Genomic DNA, 17,682 nt, shown 5'->3' with positions numbered 1-17,682 from the left:
AGCCGCGTGGCACCGCCTTCACCGGCACCCGCCGAGCGCGCCACCGCCGGGCGGCCCCCTCGCCGTCCCCGCCCCGGGACACCCGGCCCGCGCACCACGCCCGTGGCCGGCGCGTCCCGGTCGCGTGCCTCAGCCCGCGAGCAGCTTCCGCGCCGCGTCCTGGAAGCGCTCGTCCCCGGGGATGATCTCGGACTCCGGGCCCGAGGCCACCACCCGTAGATCCCGCTCCCCCAGGGCGGTCAGGCGCGCCGTCTCCTGGGCGCTGAGGGTTTCCGGGCCCAGCGCCCCCAGGGCCTCCAGGGCGGTGAAGGGATCGGCGTGCAGTTCGGCCGAGGTCAGGAGCAGGTCGGCCGCGTGCGCGGGGGCGCCGCCCGCCGCGTGGAGCGCCAGGACCGCCGTCGGCGCGTGTTCGGGGTCGGTGAGCAGGGATTCCAGCACGGGCGCCAACGGGCGGGCGAGGACTCCCAGTTCGGCCGCGGCCCGGCAGGCGTTGTGGACCGGCCCGCGCATCCACATGCCGTCCGCCGCCTCCGCCAGGACGCCTCTCAGAACCGTCAGGGACTCGGCCGGGTCGCCCGTCAACCGCCACAGGGCCAGGGCTATCCCGGTGTCGGTGTTCATCTCGTGGACCGTCCGACCGCCCGAGGGGGTGAGCGCCGCCCGCAGATGGGGGACGAGAGCGGTGCCCTCCGCGCCGAGGCTGCCCGCCGTCTCGGGGATCTCCGGGCGCAGTTCGCCGCCCAGGAAGTCCTGGAGCGCGCTCAGCAGCGGTCCGGTCTCTCCGGTGAGGCCGCGCAGCGCCTCGGCCGCCGCGTAACGGTCCGCGACGGGACCGGAGCCGGCCGCCTCGCGCAGCAGTTCGGCCGTCGCGTCGCGGCTCTCCGGTGGGCAGACCGCCGCCAGTGCCCGCGCGAAGCGGGACGGTGAACGGTGGAACAGGGCCGTCAGCTCGGGCAGCGCCGCCGATGCCCGGGGGCCCCAGCCCGCCAGCAGTTCGGTCAGCCGGCCCGGCCCGCTGCTCTTGATGTCGTCCGCCGCGGCGACGGCGGTCAGCTGGATACGGATCGCGTTCAGCAGCTCCGGCGCGTACGGGAGCGGGGCCGGGGGGCGCCAGCCGGGGAAACCGGCGACGGCGGCGAGCGTACGGGAGCGGTCGCCGAGGTCGCGGGCCAGCAGCGGGGCCGCCTGCTCCGGGGAGAGCCGGGCGAGGATTTCAAGGGCGCGGTCCGCGAGCTCGCCCCCGGCCGCCGCGAGCGCCGCCAGGGCGGGCGCCGCCGGGGTCGCGTGGCCACCGAGCTTGTCCAGGATCGGCATCAGCGACGCGGTGTGGGTGAAGGACGGATCGGCCAGCAGTGAGAGCAGCACCGGGGCCAGCCGTGCGGGCGCGCCGCGGGAGAGCAGACAGGCGTGCTCGGCCGCTCCGAGCGCCTCGCCGCGTGCGCCCGGTTCGGTGAGCCGGAGCGCGGCCTCGATCAGCTCGTGCGCGGACGCGCGGTCGGCAGGGGTGTCCCGGAGCAGCAGCTCGTTCACCACATGGCGCAGAGGTTCGCTACGGAACTGGTCGAAGCGGCCGGAGACCACCGGGTCGGCGGGGAGCAGGGCCAGCATGGTGTCCCGGTGGACGGGCGACCACGGCAGCCCCGCGTCCAGGCAGGCCATCACGGCGACGACACGTAGTTCGGCGGGGGCGTCGGCGGCCAGCGCCTCCGTCGCGGCGTCCGCCGTGCCGACGGGGTCGACATGCGCGAGGGCGGCGAGCAGTTCGGCCCGTACACCCGGGTCCCGCTCGTCGGCCCGGCGCGGGCGCAGGACGGACAGGACCGAGGCGTCCTTCGTACGCCCCGCGGTCCAGACGGCGGCCCGGCGCACCTCCGGGTCGTCGGCCCCGCACAGCGGAAGGATCAGCGGGAGCGCGGCCACCACGGCGGCCCTGCACAGCCCCGGCCGTGACAGACCGTACTCGTCGGTGCTCTCGGCTATGCCGCCGAGGAGGACCAGCAGATCACCGGAACGGACCCCGGCCGCGGCCAGCCGCGCGAGGAAGGGCACGGTCTCCGCGGTCGCCCCGTAGACCGTGCCCTGGTGGATGACGCTGCCCCACAGCTCGTCGAGGGCCTCGGACGCCTGCCCGTCGTCGCCCACGAGTCCCCGCAGCATGTCGGGCACGTCCTCCGCGTCACCGTAGGCATGCTCCAGCTCGGCCCATCGCACGCCGTCCAGATCCGCGAAAATCCGTTCAAGATCCATGCCTCAGAGGATGGCACGCGGGTCTGACAGTGAGGATGTAGGCGGCATCGCTCGGGGGTCTGACTCTGGGTCTGACTGGCGCTTCGGCTGCCTGTGCGTTGAATCGTCGGCCCGCGGGCGATGCCACTGCGTGTACTCATGGGCGTCCGTGACCTCATAGGAGCTTGGCCGTCGGGCCTCTTCACTGTCTCGTCCGTCTGCCCGGGCAGCACACGCTGTTCCACCACGCCTCTTACGAAGGACGGCAGAGTAAGCATGAGCGCGCCCGGGATAGCAGTGATCGGCGGAGTCGACACCCACACGGACATCCACCAAGCCGCAGTGGTCGACTCGGTCGGCCGCCACCTGGACACGCAGTCGTCCGAGACGACCTCGGCCGGCTACGGGCAGCTGCTGGCCTGGCTGCGTGCCCAGGGGGACGTCATCGCGGTCGGGATGGAGGGGACCGGGGCCTACGGCGCCGAACTCGCCCGGTTCCTGACGGCCAGCGGCATCACGGTCGTGGAGGTCGACCGCCCGGACCGCAGGGCCAGACGGGCCCACGGCAAGTCCGATCCGATCGACGCCTACGCGGCGGCCACCGCCGTCCTCTCCGGCCGTGCGAGCGGAACGCCCAAGAGCCGCAACGGGATCGTGGAAGCCATCCGCGCGCTGCGCGTGGTCCGCAAGAGCGCGGTCAAGGCCCGCACCCAGACCATCAACCAGATCCGCTCTTTGATGGTCACCGCGCCCTCCGCCCTACGGGAGAAGCTGCGGGGACTGCCCACCGCCGTGCTCATCGACACCCTCGCCCGGACCCGGCCCACCGGGGACCTGATGGACCCTGACTTGGCGGCCAGGACGGCCTTGCGTCGCCTCGCCCGCCGCTACCAGGCCCTTCAGCAAGAGATCAAGCAGGCCGACGCCGACCTCGCCCCCCTCGTGACCCGCGCGGCCCCGAGCCTCGTCGCCCTGCCCGGAGTCGGCATCGAGACGGCCGGCCAGCTGCTGATCACCGCCGGAGACAACCCCGACCGGCTCCGGTCCGAAGCATCCTTCGCCCACCTGTGCGCGGCCGCCCCGATCCCCGCCTCCTCGGGCCGCACCAACCGCCACCGCATCAACCGCGGCGGAGACCGGCACGCCAACAGTGCCCTCTACACCATTGTCCTGGTTCGCATGCAATACGACGCACGGACCAGGGATTACGTCGCCAGACGCACCGCCGAAGGTATGACCACCAAGGACGTCATGCGGTGCTTGAAGAGGTTCGTCGCCCGCGAGGTCTACAGGCATATCAAAGCCACCGGCGTCCCGGTCCCGACACCGGCCACCTGAACGAGGTGATCAATTCATCACGAGGTGGTGCGCAGGTCAGGCCAGGGATGCCCGTCCGGCGAGATGCGGGACGGGCGGCCGGCCCGGACAAAGTCACGGTACTCGTCCTGCACGACACCCTGGTTGACCCATCGCCCACGAACAGCGCCCGTGCACTCCTCGGCAAGAACCAGCGCGTCCTGCGGGTCCTCAGCCGTGCCCAGAAGCTGGCCGAAGTCCTCTTCCTCGGCGTCCTGATCGAGCGGCGGGAACACGTCCAGGTCCAGAAAATCCTCGTGCCCGACATCTTCGACGGCATGAACATAGACCTCATACGACGTCCTCGCCGCCCGGACCTCGGCATACCTCACACCAGGGCGCTCGGGCGAACCGACCGGCCCGAGGAACTGCTCGACCGAACGGCCCCGCCTCAAGGCCCCGATGATGAAGGGCTCCACCAAGTAGCGCACCCACGCACAGTACGACCCAGCTATGACAGCCGACCAGCTTGACGATCTATAGGAGCTTCAACACCGCCCGGCCCGCTCTGCCCGCGCCGGGACGGTCCAAAGGGCCCCGGACCACGGGTGGTCGGGAGACGGCCGGCGACGGCTGCCGGCCGCGAGGTGCCCGCCGGAGCCGGGGGCCGACGCACACCCGGCCATGGGCGCCGTGGCCAAGGGCGCCCCTGCTCGGGCGGCGACCGCCCGGCCGGCCGTCCCCCGGCCGACGGCTCAGCTGCCCGGGGGCAGGTGCCCGGCGGGGCGGGTGCCCGGCAAGGCTCGTGCCGACGGGGCTGGTGCCGGGAGGGAACCCGCACGCCCGCCGGGTCCCCCGCACGCCACCAGCCGTACGCATCTACGCCGGCCGGCCCGCCCGCCATGCCGTCAGAACGTGAGCTTCCAGCTGTCGAGGAACCCGGTGTTCCCCGGATAGGCGTCCCGGACCTGGAGCTTCCAGGTGCCGTTGGCGACTTCGGCCGAGGCGTTGACGGCGAAGGTGTCCTTCAGATCGACGGTGCCGTCCGCGGTGAAGGTCTTCAGCTGGTAGACGGTCCCGTCGGGCGCGACGAGGGCGATGTCCAGATCACCCCGGAACGGATGCTTGATGTCGACGGTGACCCTGACCGAGGTGGGCGCGTTGCCGCTCACTCCCGTGACCGTGACGGGCGAGACGACGGCACGGCCGAGATCCGGGACGCTGAGCCGGGTCCTGTTCTCGAACGACGGACCGCTCGGCCAGGGCCCGTCCGGCCGCGTGCCGACGTTGACGGCGGCCCAGGCGTGGCCGACGGCCTTCTGTTCGGGGCTGTTCGCTCCGTACAGCTCGCCCGCCGCCTCCAGGGTGTGCTGACGGGCGGCGGCGAAGGTCTCGTTGGGGAGCATCTTCTCGGTGAGCGCCTTGAACCAGATCTTCTCGGCCTTCCCGATGCCTATCGCGGGCACCGGCAGATTGTCGAAGGTCGGGCTGTTGTACCGGACGCCGTTGACCGTCTTCGCACCGCCGCCCTCGGACAGCAGATAGAAGAAGTGGTTGGCTATGCCCGAGGAGTAGTGGGGGTCGAGGACGCCGAGGCTCGCGCGCCAGTTGTCCATGGACCCCCCGTCCTTGCTGGGTTCGTCCATGTAACGCAGGGGTGTGCCGTCGCCGTTGATGTCGATCTTCTCGCCCGTCAGATAGTCCGCGGGGTCGGTCGCGTTGCCCGCGTAGAACTCGACGGCGGTGGCGAAGATGTCCGAGGTGGCCTCGTTGAGACCCCCCGCGTCATAGGCGTCGTAGACGAGTCCGGCGGTGTGGGAGGTGACGCCGTGGGTCATCTCGTGGGCAGCGACGTCGACGGCGGTCAGGGGTGACCGGTTGTTCACACCGTCGCCGTAGGTCATGCAGAAGCAGGTGTCGTTCCAGAACGCGTTCACATAGCCGTTGCCGTAGTGGACCCTGCTGGAGGCGCCGACCCCGTCCCCCCGGATGCCGTTGCGCCCATGGACGTTCTTGAAGTAGTCCCAGGTGAGCGCGGCACCGTAGTGGGCGTCCACAGCGGCGGTCTGGGGGTTCGCGGGCGTACCGTCGCCCCAGGTGTCGTCCGTGTCCTTGAACAGGGCCCCGGTGCGGGCGTCGACCGTGGTGTGTCCGCCGCGCGCGGTGTCGGTCAGGGTGTACGAGCCGGGCGAGCCCGCGGTGCCGATCCGGACCGTACCGCTGTACTGACTGTGGCCGCTGCCCGTCTGCACGCCCTGGAACTCGGACAGCTTCTTGCCGGTCAGCGCGTCGGTGACGATGTGCAGTTCGTTCGGAGTGCCGTCCTTCCGGATACCGCCGACGACCCGCTCCCAGGCGAGCACGGGCTTGTCGCCCCCGGCCCAGATCACGGTGCGCGGTGCCCTGGAGCCCTTGGCCGTGGCGGCCTTCGGCTTCTTGGTGACGGGCGCGGTGGTGGCCACGGCGGCGAAGCCGGCCCTGGTCGCCCTGGTCGCCCTGTCGACGTTGTCGACCGCTCCGTCCGGGCCCCGGTGGACGATGAGCTGCCCGCCGAGCACGGGCAGGCCCCGGTGGACCTGTTCGTACCGGGTGTGGGTGGTGCCGTCGCGGTTCTCGACGACGTCCTTGACCCTCAGCTCGGTCCCGGGGCCGAGCCCGATCTCCCGGGCGGTGCGGATGCGCCGCCTCTCCGCCTTCCGGATCAGGGCGGTCCTCTCCTGCGGGGTGGTCGCGGCGGGCAGCGCGCCCGGATCGACCGGGGTACCGTCCGAACCGGCCGGAAGAACGCCGAGGATGGCCCGGGAAGCGGCCGGGACTCCGGAGGGCGCGGGGGTCGTCGCATCGGCCGAGACCTGCACACCGACAGCGACGACGACGCCCGCGGCCACCAGGGCCGTCGCGGTCCGGGCGCGTCTGCCGACGGCTTTGGGAGAGGTGGGACTCAACGTGTGGCTCCTTCGCTGGCCGGTCTGCCGGGGGCATGGCCGACTGGGGGCCGGACAGCGAACGGTCGCTCGCCGGGGGCCCTGTGACGATGGTTCAGGGAAACGATTCCGGCGGACCGGAGTGCCGGGCGGCGGTCACGGGAGAGCCTGAGGGGGGGGTGGAGGGCGCCGACCGGGAGTCAGAGTGCCACCGCGCGCCCTGGCGTGTCAGGAGCAGGACAAAGGTTGGCCGATTTCCCTCACCCAACCCAGAAGCGGAATCCCGTCAACTGGCTGATTGAGCATCAACTGAACCCTGACCGACGGTAGTTCACCCCTCACCAGGGAATGAAGCGGAATTCGCTGGACGTCCCGGCGAGCCGCTTCCGGGGACGACCACGACCATGCGGTCTCGCTTCAACTTCTTTGCGTAAACATGGGTGTTCGGTAGATCCCCACTCTGATAGGAAAGCTTCCTAATAGAGCACCTCCCCACCCCACACTCTGGAGGCAAGGTGCCCGCCCCCCACAGGCGCGCTCGACGTCCGGCCGCCCGGTTCGTCCCTCATTTACTGCTCCTCGGCGTGACACTGATCACCGTGTCCGCCACGGCGTACGGGACCGGTGCCTCGTCCGGCGGCGGGCAGCCGGCTGGCGGATCGGCCGGTCAGCGGTCCGGCGCGCAGGCACGCGCCGCCGCCGGGCTCGACGACCCGGCGAAGAAGGACATCGCGATGAAGCTGGTGTCCAGTGCGGAGAACTCGTCGCTGGACTGGAAAGCGCAGTACACCTACATCGAGGACATCGGTGACCGGCGCGGCTACACCGCCGGGATCATCGGATTCTGCTCCGGAACGGGCGACATGCTGGAGCTGGTCGAGCGGTACACCCGGCGCAAGCCCGGCAACGTACTGGCGCGATACCTTCCCGCGCTCCGGCAGGTCGACGGCACGGACTCACACGCCGGGCTCGACCCCCACTTCCCCGGCGACTGGGTGAAGGCGGCCCGGGACCCCGAGTTCAGGAAGGCGCAGAACCACGAGCGCGACCGGGTGTACTTCGACCCGGCCGTCAGCCGGGGCAAGAGCGACGGCGTCGGCGCGCTCGGCCAGTTCATCTATTACGACGCCCTCGTGATGCACGGCGGCGGTACGGACCCGACCAGCTTCGGCGCCATCCGTACGAAGGCGCTCGCCAAGGCCAGGCCACCGGCCCGGGGCGGCGACGAGAGGACGTATCTCAACGCCTTCCTCGACGCCCGGGTCTGGGCGATGAAGCAGGAGACGGCCCACAGCGACACCAGTCGCGTCGACACGGCCCAGCGGGTGTTCGTCCGGAACGGCAACCTCGACCTCACCACACCGCTGGACTGGAAGGTCTACGGCGACAGCTTCCATCTCGACTGAGGTCCACCACCGAGGGGGAAGAGCAGGGCGCGTACCTCGCCACTGGGTACGCGCCCTGCCTACGGCCATGCCCCCCGGCGCACTGTACGGTCCCGTACACCCGCGGGCCCCCCTTACGTCTCCGCCGCCGTACGTGCCCCCACGACATCACCGCCCTCAGGGCGTCGCCCGGGTCGGTGCGGATACGGGTCCGCCGGCTTCCGGCTCGACGGTTCCGAGGACGACGAGCATGTCCCGGGGAAAGGCGTGGTGGAACTCCGGCGCCGGGGCCTCGCCGATGAGCCGGCGGTTCCGGCGGTCGGCAATCCGGCGATCCAGAGATTCAGCGGTCCGGCGCTTCCATGGGCGCCCGCGCCGAACCGTTCCGTCGCGGTGGCCGCTACGGCCCGCTCAGTCCCCCGCAGCGATCCGCGCGAGCCGCCGGGCCTCCACCCGGGTGGCGTGCGCGATCGCCTCCTCGTCCACCGTCGTCAGACGGTTGTCCTCGACGACGGTTCTGCCGCCCACCAGGGACAGCGTTACGGGAGCCGCCGCGCCGAGAACCAGGGCCGCCACCGGGTCGGCGATGGAGGCGTGGGCCAGGGTGTCCATCTTCCACAGCACCAGGTCGGCGAGCTTGCCCGCCTCCAGGGAACCGATCTCCCCGGCCCGGCCGAGCACCCGCGCTCCTCCGTACGTCCCCAGCCGCAGCGCCTGGCGGGCGGTCAGGGCGAGCTCACGGCGGGCGCCGAGGCGGTTGATGAGGAGCGCGTTGCGCAGTTCGGTGTGGAGTTCCCCCGACTCGTTGGAGGCGGTTCCGTCGACGCCGAGGCCGACGGGGACGCCCGCCTCCAGCATGTCGGGCACCCTGGCGATCCCCGCCGCGAGCCGGGCGTTGGACGACGGACAGTGCGCGACGCCCGTTCCCGTACGGGCGAAGGCGGCGATGTCCGTGTCGTTCATATGGACGCAGTGCGCCATCCAGACATCGTCGCCGAGCCAGCCCGTCGACTCGAAGTACTCGGTGGGACCCACGCCGAACTGCTCCTTGCAGAACTGCTCCTCCTCCACCGTCTCCGAGCCGTGCGTATGCAGCCGCACCCCCTTGCGCCGTGCCAGTTCGGCTCCCTGGCGGAGCAGTTCGGTGGATACGGAGAAGGGCGAGCAGGGCGCCACCGCGATCCGGGTCATCGCGTCGAACGATGTGTCGTGGTACTTGTCGACGGTCTCCTCGGTGTGCGCCAGCGCGTCGTCGAGGGATTCGACCGCGAAGTCCGGGGGCAGTCCCCCGTCCGACCGCCCCCTGTCCATGGAGCCCCGGGCCAGGGTGAGGCGCACCCCCGTCTCGTTCGCCGCGCCGATGATCGCGCCGGAGAGATCCCCGGCACCCCGGGGATAGACGTAGTGATGGTCCATCGCGGTGGTGACCCCGCCGCGGGCCATCATGGCGAGGGAGCCCCGGGCCGCCGCGCGGACCATCGGCTCGTCGATCCGCGCCCAGACCGGGTACAGCGCGACCAGCCAGTCGAAGAGATTGTGGTCGGTGGCGACTCCCCTGGTGATCCACTGGTAGAAGTGGTGGTGGGTGTTGACCAGGCCGGGGGTGGCGAGATGGCCGGTGCCGTCGATCCGGCGGACCACCTTCTCCAGCCCCTCGGGCGCCGGACCCGCGCCCACCGACTCGATCCGGTTGTCCGCGACGACGAGATGGCCGGAGGCGTACTCGGTGTCCTGCGCGTCCACGGTCGCGACGGCACAGTTCTCGATGACGATGCGCGAAGCCGCCATTCGGGGATCCTCGTTTCCTTGCTCGGCGTCCGCTTCGGGGCTCGGGGCGACCGGGTCGGTCCCGACCGGTTCGCACGGCCGGTCTCACACGGTGGGGCTCACACAGTCGGTCTCACACAGTCGGGCTCGCACAGTCGGGCTCGTGCTGTGGGGTTCCGTACGGTCGGGTGCGGGTGGGGAGCAGCTCAGAGGTTGGTGAGATCGACCGGGATCTGCGGCTCGGCGTCCTCCCTCAGGATGGTGGCCTCGATCAGCCCGTAGGGCCGGTCGGCCGCTACGTACACCTCGTTGTCGTTGTCGAGCCCGAACGGCTCCAGATCCACCAGGAAGTGATGGTTGTTGGGCAGCGAGAATCGGATCTCGTCGATCTCGTCCCGGTGCTCGATCACCCGGGACCCCATGTGCCAGAGGGTCTGCTGCAGAGAGAGGGAGTACGTCTCGGCGAACGCCCGGAGGATGTGTGTCCGCGTCTGCTCGTACGAGGTGTCCCAGTCGGGCACGGGGTCCTCGTCCGAGGTCCAGCCGTAGCGCCACCACGCGGACACATCGGTGGCGAGTACCCGGTCGTAGGCCTCCTTGAGCGTCGTGTACGTGTCCTTGCGATAGCCCCAGAACTCGGAGTCCGTGGAGTTCAGCACCGTGAGGCCCTTGAGCCCGGAGACCACCTGCCAGGTGTCACCGTCGTAGGTGATCTGGCAGACGCGGGTCTCCTGACCCTTGCGTATGAAGGAGTGGCCGGGTTCGCCGCCGGCTCCGGCCCCCCGGTCGCCGCCGGAGGTGGTGATGCGCTCCCACGCGTACTCCTCGATACGGATACGGGCCCGGTGGATCGGCTCCTGCGACGATACGAAATGACGTGCCAGATGGATGCCGAACTCCTCGGCGGACGCGATTCCATGCGCCTTGGCGAACGCGAACACCGTGTTCTTCGTGGTGTCGGTCGGCAGGACGTTGGCGTTGGAGCCGTGGTGGTGGACCTCCTCCATGTCCCCGGAGAGGGCGACGGAGACGTTCAGGTCCTTGATGTGGTGGGTGTGACCGTCACGGGTGATGCGCACGACGCGGTTCTCGGCCTTGCCGTACTGGTTCTGCCCGAGAACCGCCGGGCGGTCGGGGCGGTTCGCAGCAGCCGGGCGGTCCCCGGGGGCCGGGCGGTGGCCGGGGTTCCGGGGGCGGTCAGGCTTCGTCGGGTGGCCGGGGTTCCGGGGGCGGTCGGAGTTCGCCGAGTGGTCAGCGTTCGTCGGCCGGTCGGAGTTGCCCGGCCGGTCGGGGCGGGAATCGGCTGTCATGAGATCTGCTAGCTCCCTCGGTAAACGGAGTAGCCGAACGGGTTGAGCAGCAGCGGTACGTGGTAGTGCTCGCCCGGTACGACGGCGAAGGCGACCGCCACCTCCGGGAAGAACACCGGGCCGTCCCCGCCGTCCCGGTTCGCGGAGGCGTCCTGCCGTGCCTCGGCTCGCCGGGTCAGGAAGTACTCCTCGGTCCCGAAGACGAGTCGTACCCCGGTGGTGCCCTCAGGCAGGACCGGCAGATCCCGGCAGCGCCCGTCCGCGTCGGTCGTGAAGCCGCCGAGGCGCGTCCATTCGGCGCCGGGCCCGCTGCGGGCCGACAGGGAGACGGCGACTCCGGCCGCGGGGCGTCCGGTGCCGGTGTCCAGGATGTGGGTGGACACCGACGCGGTGGCTTCCGTACTCATGCGCTGTTCTCCTCCACGGGCTGCGTCGATCGGTCCCGGTCGCCGTCCCCGGGGACCCGGGTCCCCGGCGCATCGGCGGGCGCCGGGGCTGTTCGGCCCCAGGACCCCTCAGGCGCCCCGGGGACCCGCCGTTCCCACCTCCCCTTCCCCGCTGTCCGTCCCGTTCGTCCTGTCCGTCCCTTTCCTCTCTTCCGTCTCCTCGGGGTCTTGGGTGAACTCGTTCTCGCGGGTGCCTTCGGCCAGACGAGTGAGCCGGATGCGGTTGATCTTCCCCAGTTCGGTGCGGACGTTCTCCCGCTCCCGCTCCCGCGTACTGCCGATCCGGTCCCGGAGGGCGTCCCGCATCCGCTCCCCGCTCAGCCCGGCGGCGCAGATCAGAAAGACATGGCCGAACCTGTCCTGGTACGCCAGGTTCAGTTCCAGCATCTCCGCCCTGAGGGCGTCGGAGGCCGTCGCCATCCCGCGCTGCTCCCGGGACGACACCGCGTCCCCGGGCCCCGGGCGCCCGATTGGCGGATGCCCCGCCATCGCCTCGGCCAGATCCGTCTCCGTGAGCCCGGCCAGGGCCGCGTCAGCCGCGGCGAGAAGGGCTCCGGTGGTGGCGTACGGGCGCCGGGCGAGCAGTGCGCTCCCCCACGCCGAACTGGCGCACACCTCGTGGAGCGCTGCGATCGCGTCCCCTTCGGACGCGGTGTTGAACCGGGCGAGACCCGGGGAGGGCTCGGGCGCCTTCCCCGTAACGCGCTGTGGTCTCGACGGCACGGGAACCTCCGTGGCTGCTTCGGCTGTGCGTCGAACGGCTGCGCATAGCTAACGCGCTCGACAACATCGCGTCAACACTTTGTTGAAAAGTTGCTCCGAGGGCCCGCCCCCCCTCCATCCCGGCCGCCGTGCGCCATTCAGGCAGACGCCTACGCCGAGCGGCGGGGCGGCGGCCGGTCAGGCGTCGACGGCGTCCCGGAAGTTGAAGCAGCCCTGGAGCTTCGCGGTGTGCTTGCCGTCGGCGACATCGACGGTTCCCCCGAGGAAGGCCATGCGGTGGCTGTCCCATCTGTCGGTGATCCGGTCGAAGGTGAGCCTGAGGGGTACGCGGCTCTCGAAGACCGGCCGGGACAGCGAGAACCGGAGCGAGGTGACCTGGATACGCCTCCTCGCCTCGTCCATGTCCACGCGCGGGAGGGCGGCCAGCGTGGGGTGGTGGCCGTTGGTGTAGGCGAACAGCAGGGAGGCGAGTGCCTGGTAGGAGACGATCGCCGCCAGGACCGGGGCGTGCAGGACCGGGCGGTAGGAAGTACGCGTGTCCATCCCTGCCGCCGCGCCGATGTCGAACACACCGCGGTACACACCCTCGTCGAAGCTCACCTCCGAGGCCGACCACGGGGTGTGGAACCAGGTGTCGGACAGCTGGTTCATGATGGCGCGGAAACTCGGCGGCTGAGCGCTGGACACGGTGATCACCTTCGCGTGGGAGCAGGGGAGGGTGTCAGGGGCACGGCCCCGCGGGCGCGCTTTCCCTGGTGGTTCCAGAGGCGAACTACCCGCCCGCCGGAACAGGCTCAAGTCCGGTCGGGGCAAACCACTCGATCTACTGAGCGCGGGGCGCCCTACCCGGCGGTGGGCCGGGGCGATGACGCCCGGCCGCAGGAGAGGCGCACGGTGTCCACAGCGCTCCAGGCCGCCGCGGTGTCGAACAGCGTCGTCGAGGCCCTCCGGCCGGGAAAGTACAGGACGTAGCTCTGCGCCATGAACGACAGCTCGCCCCACGGTTCCCGGATGCACGCGCGCCCGAGCGTATGTCCGCAGCGGTCGCAGACGATCCACGGGACGACGGACAGGCCGGCCAGTGCGGCCTGAGGACCGATGGCGCTTCCGTCCAGGGGAGCCGTACCGGACGGCTCGATCAGTCTCAGCGACACCTCGTCCCGACCCCGGCTCCGGTCCTGCTCCCGACCCCGGCTCCGGTCCTGCTCCTGGCTCCGGCAACGGCGGATGTCCGGTTCCAGCGCGGGCCACACGCCCCAGAGCTCGGACGCCACGGCGATCTCGGCCCGCGTCGTCTCACTGATCGCGACCCCGTCCGCAAGCAGCCCCCCAACGAGCAGGTCCAGCCCGGCCTCCTGCTCCCCGATCGCCCGGCAGTCCATGACCTCCTGGGCCCGGTCCGGTGACAGCAGGGCGGCGAACCGGCTCCACCGGGTTGCTTCGTCGGTCACACGAGCGAGGCTATCGAAGCCCGGGCAAGCCGTGCCCTGCGCCTGGGGCAGCCCGGAGTCATCGGGTGACGGCGGCGATGAGTGCGGCCCGGGGCCGCGAGACCGGGTGCGCCGTTCCGCGGCCCGGGAGCCGCCAGGCCGGGTGCGCCGCCCCGCACTGCGTCGGCAGCCTGCCCCGCCCCGGTCGTTCTGCCGCGCCTCAGTCGTCCCGACGCGTCCGCTCCTCGCCCCCGCGCGCCCTGGCCCGCCGCTCACTGGCGTAGTTGATGTAGTTGTAGACGGTGAAGCGGCTGACGCCCAGCGCCCCCGCGACGGTCTCCACTCCGTGCCGTACGGAGAACGCGCCGCGCGCCTCCAGATTCCGTACGACCCGCTGCTTCGTTCTGCGGTCCAGCTCCGGCAGGGGCTTGCCGTGTGTGCGTTCCAGGGCGGCGAGAATACGGTCCAGCGACTCGGACAGCAGCGGCAGGCGTACGGCGAGCACGTCCTCGCCCTCCCAGGCCAGGACCACATCGTCGGTATCCGCCTGCGCGAGGCCCACGATCTCGCCACCCATCGCGTCGACCAGCGGCTTGACGGCATGCGTCAGCGGGTGCTCCGTCACGGAGGGCGGGGTGTCGTCGGGCCGGGTCACCGGTCCGTCCCATCGGCCCCGGCGATCCCGGTGGCCCCTGTGCTCCCTGCGGCCCTCGCGGTCTCGGCGGTCGCCGTGGTCTCCCCGATCAGGCTCACCTGGAGGGAGATCCGGGTGGCCCCGGCTTCCAGGGTGCGCCGCAGCAGCGCGTCCACGGCGGTGAGTACGGCGTCGGTACCGCCCTCCGCCGTATTGCCGAACGGCCCGACGTCCACGCCGTCCAGCCCGGCCGACCGCACCACCTCACGGGCGACCACCGCATGGGCGGGCGTCTCGTCCAGATCGAAGGGCTCGGTCGTGAACTCCACTCTCAAACGCACGGTGCCCCCATGGTGTCTCGTCCGACCTGCACGTTCTCTCGTACTCCAACGGGGAGGGCACATACGGGGCACACTCTCCGCCGCCGGTGCGCCGCACGCCCCGGCCACAGTGGCCACGTCGGTTCATCCGGCGTGGCCGAGGTGACCGTGAACGCTCGGCGTCATCGCCGCGCCGGTCGGCCCAAGCGCTCCGGCACGACCTTAACGGACGCCTCCGCGGTGATCGGCAGTGACGTACGGACCAGTACACCCGGCGCCGGCGCCACCATGCTCTCCCCGGGGCCCGGTGTGTCCGGGGAGAGCCACGGCACAGCCGCCAGGGGCGGCCGGAACCGAAGCCCGCGAACGGCCCGCTGGTCCATGGCGAGGTGGACAGGTCGGCCGTGCCGGAGTCGGAGGTCGGGCCCGGGGAGGTGCTGGGAGCCCATGCCCATGCCGAGCGGATCGTCGGACTCCAGCTCGTGGCCGCGCCAGGCCAGGGTCTCCCGGGCCTGGCTGGACCACCCTTGGGGATAGGCCTCACGGGTGCGTACGGTGAGGGCGTTCTCCAGGGTGGTCCTGGCCCGGGTGCGATCGTCCCGCCGGCCTACCTCGACGCGCCCCGGTCGCTGCCCTTCACCGCCCTGCTTCCGGCGGAAGCCGGGTCAACGGTCTTCCGGGACAGTCGAGTCGGCCGACGTTCATGCCGACTAGTGACCCCTGGCTCCCTGCCCGGTGCTCCGCCGCAGCAGGCGCCGGGCAGGCGGAAGGCGCTCCGCCCCGGGGCCGTGGCGCGGGATCCGGGCTACGCTCATGGCATGGGTGACAGTGCCGATCCGATCCCCCGGGGACCCGAACACGACGCGGTTCACCGACAGCTCACCACCGTCGCGAACGACTGGGCGGCCGCCATCGTCTCCAACGACCCCGCCCGCATCGCGAGCTTCATGGCGGACGAGTGGGCCATCGTCTCCGAGACCGGTGTCACCACCAGGGAGCAGTTTCTCGCCGTCGTCGAGTCCGGGGAGCTGACCCACTCGGCCATGGACCTCATCAGCCGGCCCAGGGTCCAGGTGCACAGGGACACCGCCGTGTTCACCGCGCGTGTGACCAACACGGCCCACTTCGGGGGCCGGCGCTTCGACGCCGACGAGTGGACGACGGATGTCTTCGTGCGGCGGGATGGACGCTGGCTGTGCGTGCTGAGCCATATCACCGCGGCGGCTCCGGCACCGTAACCCGGCACCCGCCGTGAGCCGACGCACCTGAGCCCGCACCAGCCGTCCGCCCGGTCCGCTCCCGCGCGGCTCCCGCCCGGATTCCGTCCGTGCCGACGACGATGCGGCCGGCCTGATGTTCCCCTGCGGCCGGGCCCTGACCGGCGGGCCCGGCCGTACGGACCCGGCCGGGGCCAAGACCGCCCCGGCCGTGGTGAGAGCCCGCCCGGGCCGCGGCACCACACCCGCCCCGGAACGGGGACGGCACGGACGGCCGGTCCCTTTCCGCCCGGCAACGACGCCCCTGGCACCTCTGCCTCCGCCCCGCTCACGGGGCACTCTCCCGTCACCGCGTCCATGGCGTACGAGGGCGATCGGCACCGGCCGGCGCTTCGCGGTGACGAAGTACCCCCTTCCCCCGGTGCCGGTGCACACCGGGCGATACCGGCCCGGCGGGGCCCGGCGCGTTGATAGCGTCGGAGCGCACCGGGCCGACCGGTACGGTGCGCCGTGCGACCGAGAGAGACTTGATGCCCCCGACGATCCGCAGGGCTGTGATCCCCGCCGCCGGACTCGGCTCCCGCCTCCTGCCCCTGACCAAGGCCACCCCCAAGGAAATGCTCCCGGTCGGCGACAAGCCGGTGATCGAGCACACCGTGCGCGAGTTGGTGACATCCGGCATCACGGACATCACCATCGTCGTCTCCGGCGGAAAGTCGCTGATCCAGGACCACTTCCGCCCCAACCCGGCCCTGGTCGACCAGTTGCGCGCCGACGGGAAGACCGCGTACGCGGACGCGGTCGAGGAGGTCGCCGAGCTGGCCCACCGGGGTCACATCACCTATCTCGACCAGCACGGCCCGTACGGCAATGGAACCCCGGTACTCAACGCGGCCCGCAACGTCGGCGACGAGCCCATGCTGGTGCTGTGGCCCGACGATGTGTTCGTGGCCGAGGTGCCCCGCGCGCAGCAGTTGATCCGCGCCTACGAGACGACGAACTGCCCCGTGCTGGCCCTGATGCCGATAGACCGCACGGATGCCCACCGCTACGGGGTCCCCGTGGTCAAGGAGGACCTGGACGGCGGGCTGCTGCGGATCACCGGCCTGGTCGAGAAGCCCAAACCGGAGGACGCCCCCTCCACGTACGCGGCCATCGGCGGCTATGTCGTCACCCCCGCCATCATCGACGAACTGCGCGAGCAGACCAGCCGCTGGTACGAGCACCGGACCGGCGAGGTGTATCTGACGGATGCCATCAACGCGTACGCCAACAGCCGTGCGGTGTACGGTCAGGTGATCTCCGGACGCTGGTACGACACCGGGAACCCCGCCGACTATCTCGTGGCGCAGATGGCCTCCGCGCTGGCCCACCCGGAGTACGGGCCGGTCCTGCGGCGGCTCGCCCGGCAGCTGGACAGCGATGAGCGGCCCGAGGCCGGGACCACCGCCTGATCCGGCACTCCCCGTGGGCCGCCCCCCTGTAGCCGGCGGTCCACGGGATTCCTCCATGGGGCCGCCGCATGTCCGCGAACCCGCCAACGGGCCCATGCCCGCCCACCGCTCCGGACCGGCACACGATCCACCACCTCCCCGCGCACTGCGAGTCCGCCCGCGCGGTGGCCTCGGCACTCCCCGCCGGCGTCCCCGGAGCCTTCACTCCACTGGAGCGGCTGCCGCCCCGGCTTCTCCGGACTCAACGGGCGGAGCCGGAACCGGACCTCGGAAGGTACGGACTCACGCCCGTCGGATGACGGCGTCAGGAGCCGTACGCCTGTGGGCCCCGGCCCCGGATCGGTGCCTTCGGCACCCCGGTCCACCGGCTCCGGCCACCCCACTCCATATCATTCATTTCATATGACCACCCCCGGGTGATTTCCCGTGATCTCCACACCGGACACAACGGGGCGATGAACCTTTCCCCTTCCCGGCGGCCGATAGATCACATCCGCCATAAACGATAATTCCAAAGGGAATTGACGGATCGTCATCAGGCTCCCACCAG

The 17,682-nt window shown here is 71.3% G+C and carries 13 protein-coding genes and 2 pseudogenes; 4 read left to right on the top strand and 11 right to left on the bottom strand.

Annotated elements, in window-relative coordinates:
- Positions 1 to 129 precede the first annotated feature (129 nt).
- Positions 130 to 2,247 (bottom strand): HEAT repeat domain-containing protein, encoded by a 2,118-nt coding sequence (locus tag ACIBCM_RS10460; protein WP_399241591.1) that lies wholly within the window; start codon positions 2,245 to 2,247, stop codon positions 130 to 132.
- A gap of 255 nt (positions 2,248 to 2,502) precedes the next feature.
- On the opposite strand from ACIBCM_RS10460, the gene ACIBCM_RS10455 reads away from it, so the two are divergent.
- On the top strand, positions 2,503 to 3,564 hold the full coding sequence (locus ACIBCM_RS10455; protein WP_399241590.1) for an IS110 family transposase: 1,062 nt from the start codon (positions 2,503 to 2,505) through the stop codon (positions 3,562 to 3,564).
- A gap of 17 nt (positions 3,565 to 3,581) precedes the next feature.
- On the opposite strand, the gene ACIBCM_RS10450 is transcribed toward ACIBCM_RS10455, so the two are convergent.
- Both ACIBCM_RS10450 and ACIBCM_RS10445 read right to left on the bottom strand, forming a co-directional pair.
- Positions 3,582 to 4,013, bottom strand: a complete 432-nt coding sequence (locus tag ACIBCM_RS10450; RefSeq protein ID WP_399241589.1) for a hypothetical protein — start codon at positions 4,011 to 4,013, stop codon at positions 3,582 to 3,584.
- 417 nt (positions 4,014 to 4,430) lie between these two features.
- Positions 4,431 to 6,467: a M4 family metallopeptidase gene (locus ACIBCM_RS10445; protein WP_399241588.1), complete on the bottom strand. Its 2,037-nt coding sequence runs from the start codon at positions 6,465 to 6,467 to the stop codon at positions 4,431 to 4,433.
- 563 nt (positions 6,468 to 7,030) lie between these two features.
- Between ACIBCM_RS10445 and ACIBCM_RS10440 the strand changes: the two genes are divergently transcribed.
- Complete coding sequence (locus ACIBCM_RS10440) at positions 7,031 to 7,852, top strand: chitosanase (protein ID WP_399241587.1); 822 nt, start codon at positions 7,031 to 7,033, stop codon at positions 7,850 to 7,852.
- Positions 7,853 to 8,242: 390 nt separating this feature from the next.
- Here the strand turns inward: ACIBCM_RS10440 and ACIBCM_RS10435 are convergent, their stop codons facing one another.
- The 8 genes and pseudogenes from ACIBCM_RS10435 to ACIBCM_RS10400 form a co-directional block, all read right to left on the bottom strand.
- A complete protein-coding gene (locus ACIBCM_RS10435; protein ID WP_399241586.1) occupies positions 8,243 to 9,619 on the bottom strand; it encodes an 8-oxoguanine deaminase in 1,377 nt (458 codons plus the stop codon).
- 185 nt (positions 9,620 to 9,804) lie between these two features.
- Positions 9,805 to 10,908, bottom strand: a complete 1,104-nt coding sequence (pucL, locus tag ACIBCM_RS10430; protein WP_399241585.1) for a factor-independent urate hydroxylase — start codon at positions 10,906 to 10,908, stop codon at positions 9,805 to 9,807.
- Positions 10,909 to 10,916: 8 nt separating this feature from the next.
- On the bottom strand, positions 10,917 to 11,315 hold the full coding sequence (gene uraH, locus ACIBCM_RS10425; RefSeq protein WP_399241584.1) for a hydroxyisourate hydrolase: 399 nt from the start codon (positions 11,313 to 11,315) through the stop codon (positions 10,917 to 10,919).
- A gap of 234 nt (positions 11,316 to 11,549) precedes the next feature.
- Positions 11,550 to 12,077 (bottom strand): annotated as a pseudogene (gene uraD, locus ACIBCM_RS10420) (2-oxo-4-hydroxy-4-carboxy-5-ureidoimidazoline decarboxylase); the annotation flags it as partial.
- A gap of 177 nt (positions 12,078 to 12,254) precedes the next feature.
- Entirely contained in the window at positions 12,255 to 12,764 is a 510-nt protein-coding gene (locus ACIBCM_RS10415) for a hypothetical protein (protein ID WP_399241583.1), read from the bottom strand.
- A 155-nt stretch (positions 12,765 to 12,919) separates the two neighbouring features.
- On the bottom strand, positions 12,920 to 13,528 hold the full coding sequence (locus tag ACIBCM_RS10410) for a hypothetical protein (protein ID WP_399241582.1): 609 nt from the start codon (positions 13,526 to 13,528) through the stop codon (positions 12,920 to 12,922).
- Between the two features lie 199 nt (positions 13,529 to 13,727).
- Positions 13,728 to 14,162: a helix-turn-helix domain-containing protein gene (locus ACIBCM_RS10405; protein WP_399241581.1), complete on the bottom strand. Its 435-nt coding sequence runs from the start codon at positions 14,160 to 14,162 to the stop codon at positions 13,728 to 13,730.
- Positions 14,163 to 14,242: 80 nt separating this feature from the next.
- Positions 14,243 to 14,482 (bottom strand): annotated as a pseudogene (locus ACIBCM_RS10400) (hypothetical protein); the annotation flags it as partial.
- A gap of 797 nt (positions 14,483 to 15,279) precedes the next feature.
- Between ACIBCM_RS10400 and ACIBCM_RS10395 the strand changes: the two are divergent.
- Together ACIBCM_RS10395 and ACIBCM_RS10390 are read left to right on the top strand one after the other, a co-directional pair.
- Positions 15,280 to 15,699 (top strand): nuclear transport factor 2 family protein, encoded by a 420-nt coding sequence (locus tag ACIBCM_RS10395; RefSeq protein ID WP_399241580.1) that lies wholly within the window; start codon positions 15,280 to 15,282, stop codon positions 15,697 to 15,699.
- 509 nt (positions 15,700 to 16,208) lie between these two features.
- The gene (locus ACIBCM_RS10390) at positions 16,209 to 17,132 is read left to right on the top strand and encodes a UTP--glucose-1-phosphate uridylyltransferase (protein ID WP_399241579.1); all 924 of its coding nucleotides are present in this window, start codon (positions 16,209 to 16,211) and stop codon (positions 17,130 to 17,132) included.
- Positions 17,133 to 17,682 lie beyond the last annotated feature (550 nt).

Source organism: Streptomyces sp. NPDC051018, from assembly GCF_044456085.1.
Taxonomy (GTDB): domain Bacteria; phylum Actinomycetota; class Actinomycetes; order Streptomycetales; family Streptomycetaceae; genus Streptomyces.
The sequence above is the reverse complement of the archived record's forward strand: the minus strand, read 5'-3'. Positions and strand labels throughout refer to the sequence as shown.

Bases quoted from the DNA above. Each gene is read 5' to 3' on its own strand.
- ACIBCM_RS10460 (WP_399241591.1), bottom strand. From the start codon at position 2,247: ATGGATCTTGAACGGATTTTCGCGGATCTGGACGGCGTGCGATGGGCC.
- ACIBCM_RS10455 (WP_399241590.1), top strand. From the start codon at position 2,503: ATGAGCGCGCCCGGGATAGCAGTGATCGGCGGAGTCGACACCCACACG.
- ACIBCM_RS10435 (WP_399241586.1), bottom strand. From the start codon at position 9,619: ATGGCGGCTTCGCGCATCGTCATCGAGAACTGTGCCGTCGCGACCGTG.
- pucL (WP_399241585.1), bottom strand. From the start codon at position 10,908: ATGACAGCCGATTCCCGCCCCGACCGGCCGGGCAACTCCGACCGGCCG.
- uraH (WP_399241584.1), bottom strand. From the start codon at position 11,315: ATGAGTACGGAAGCCACCGCGTCGGTGTCCACCCACATCCTGGACACC.
- ACIBCM_RS10395 (WP_399241580.1), top strand. From the start codon at position 15,280: ATGGGTGACAGTGCCGATCCGATCCCCCGGGGACCCGAACACGACGCG.
- ACIBCM_RS10390 (WP_399241579.1), top strand. From the start codon at position 16,209: ATGCCCCCGACGATCCGCAGGGCTGTGATCCCCGCCGCCGGACTCGGC.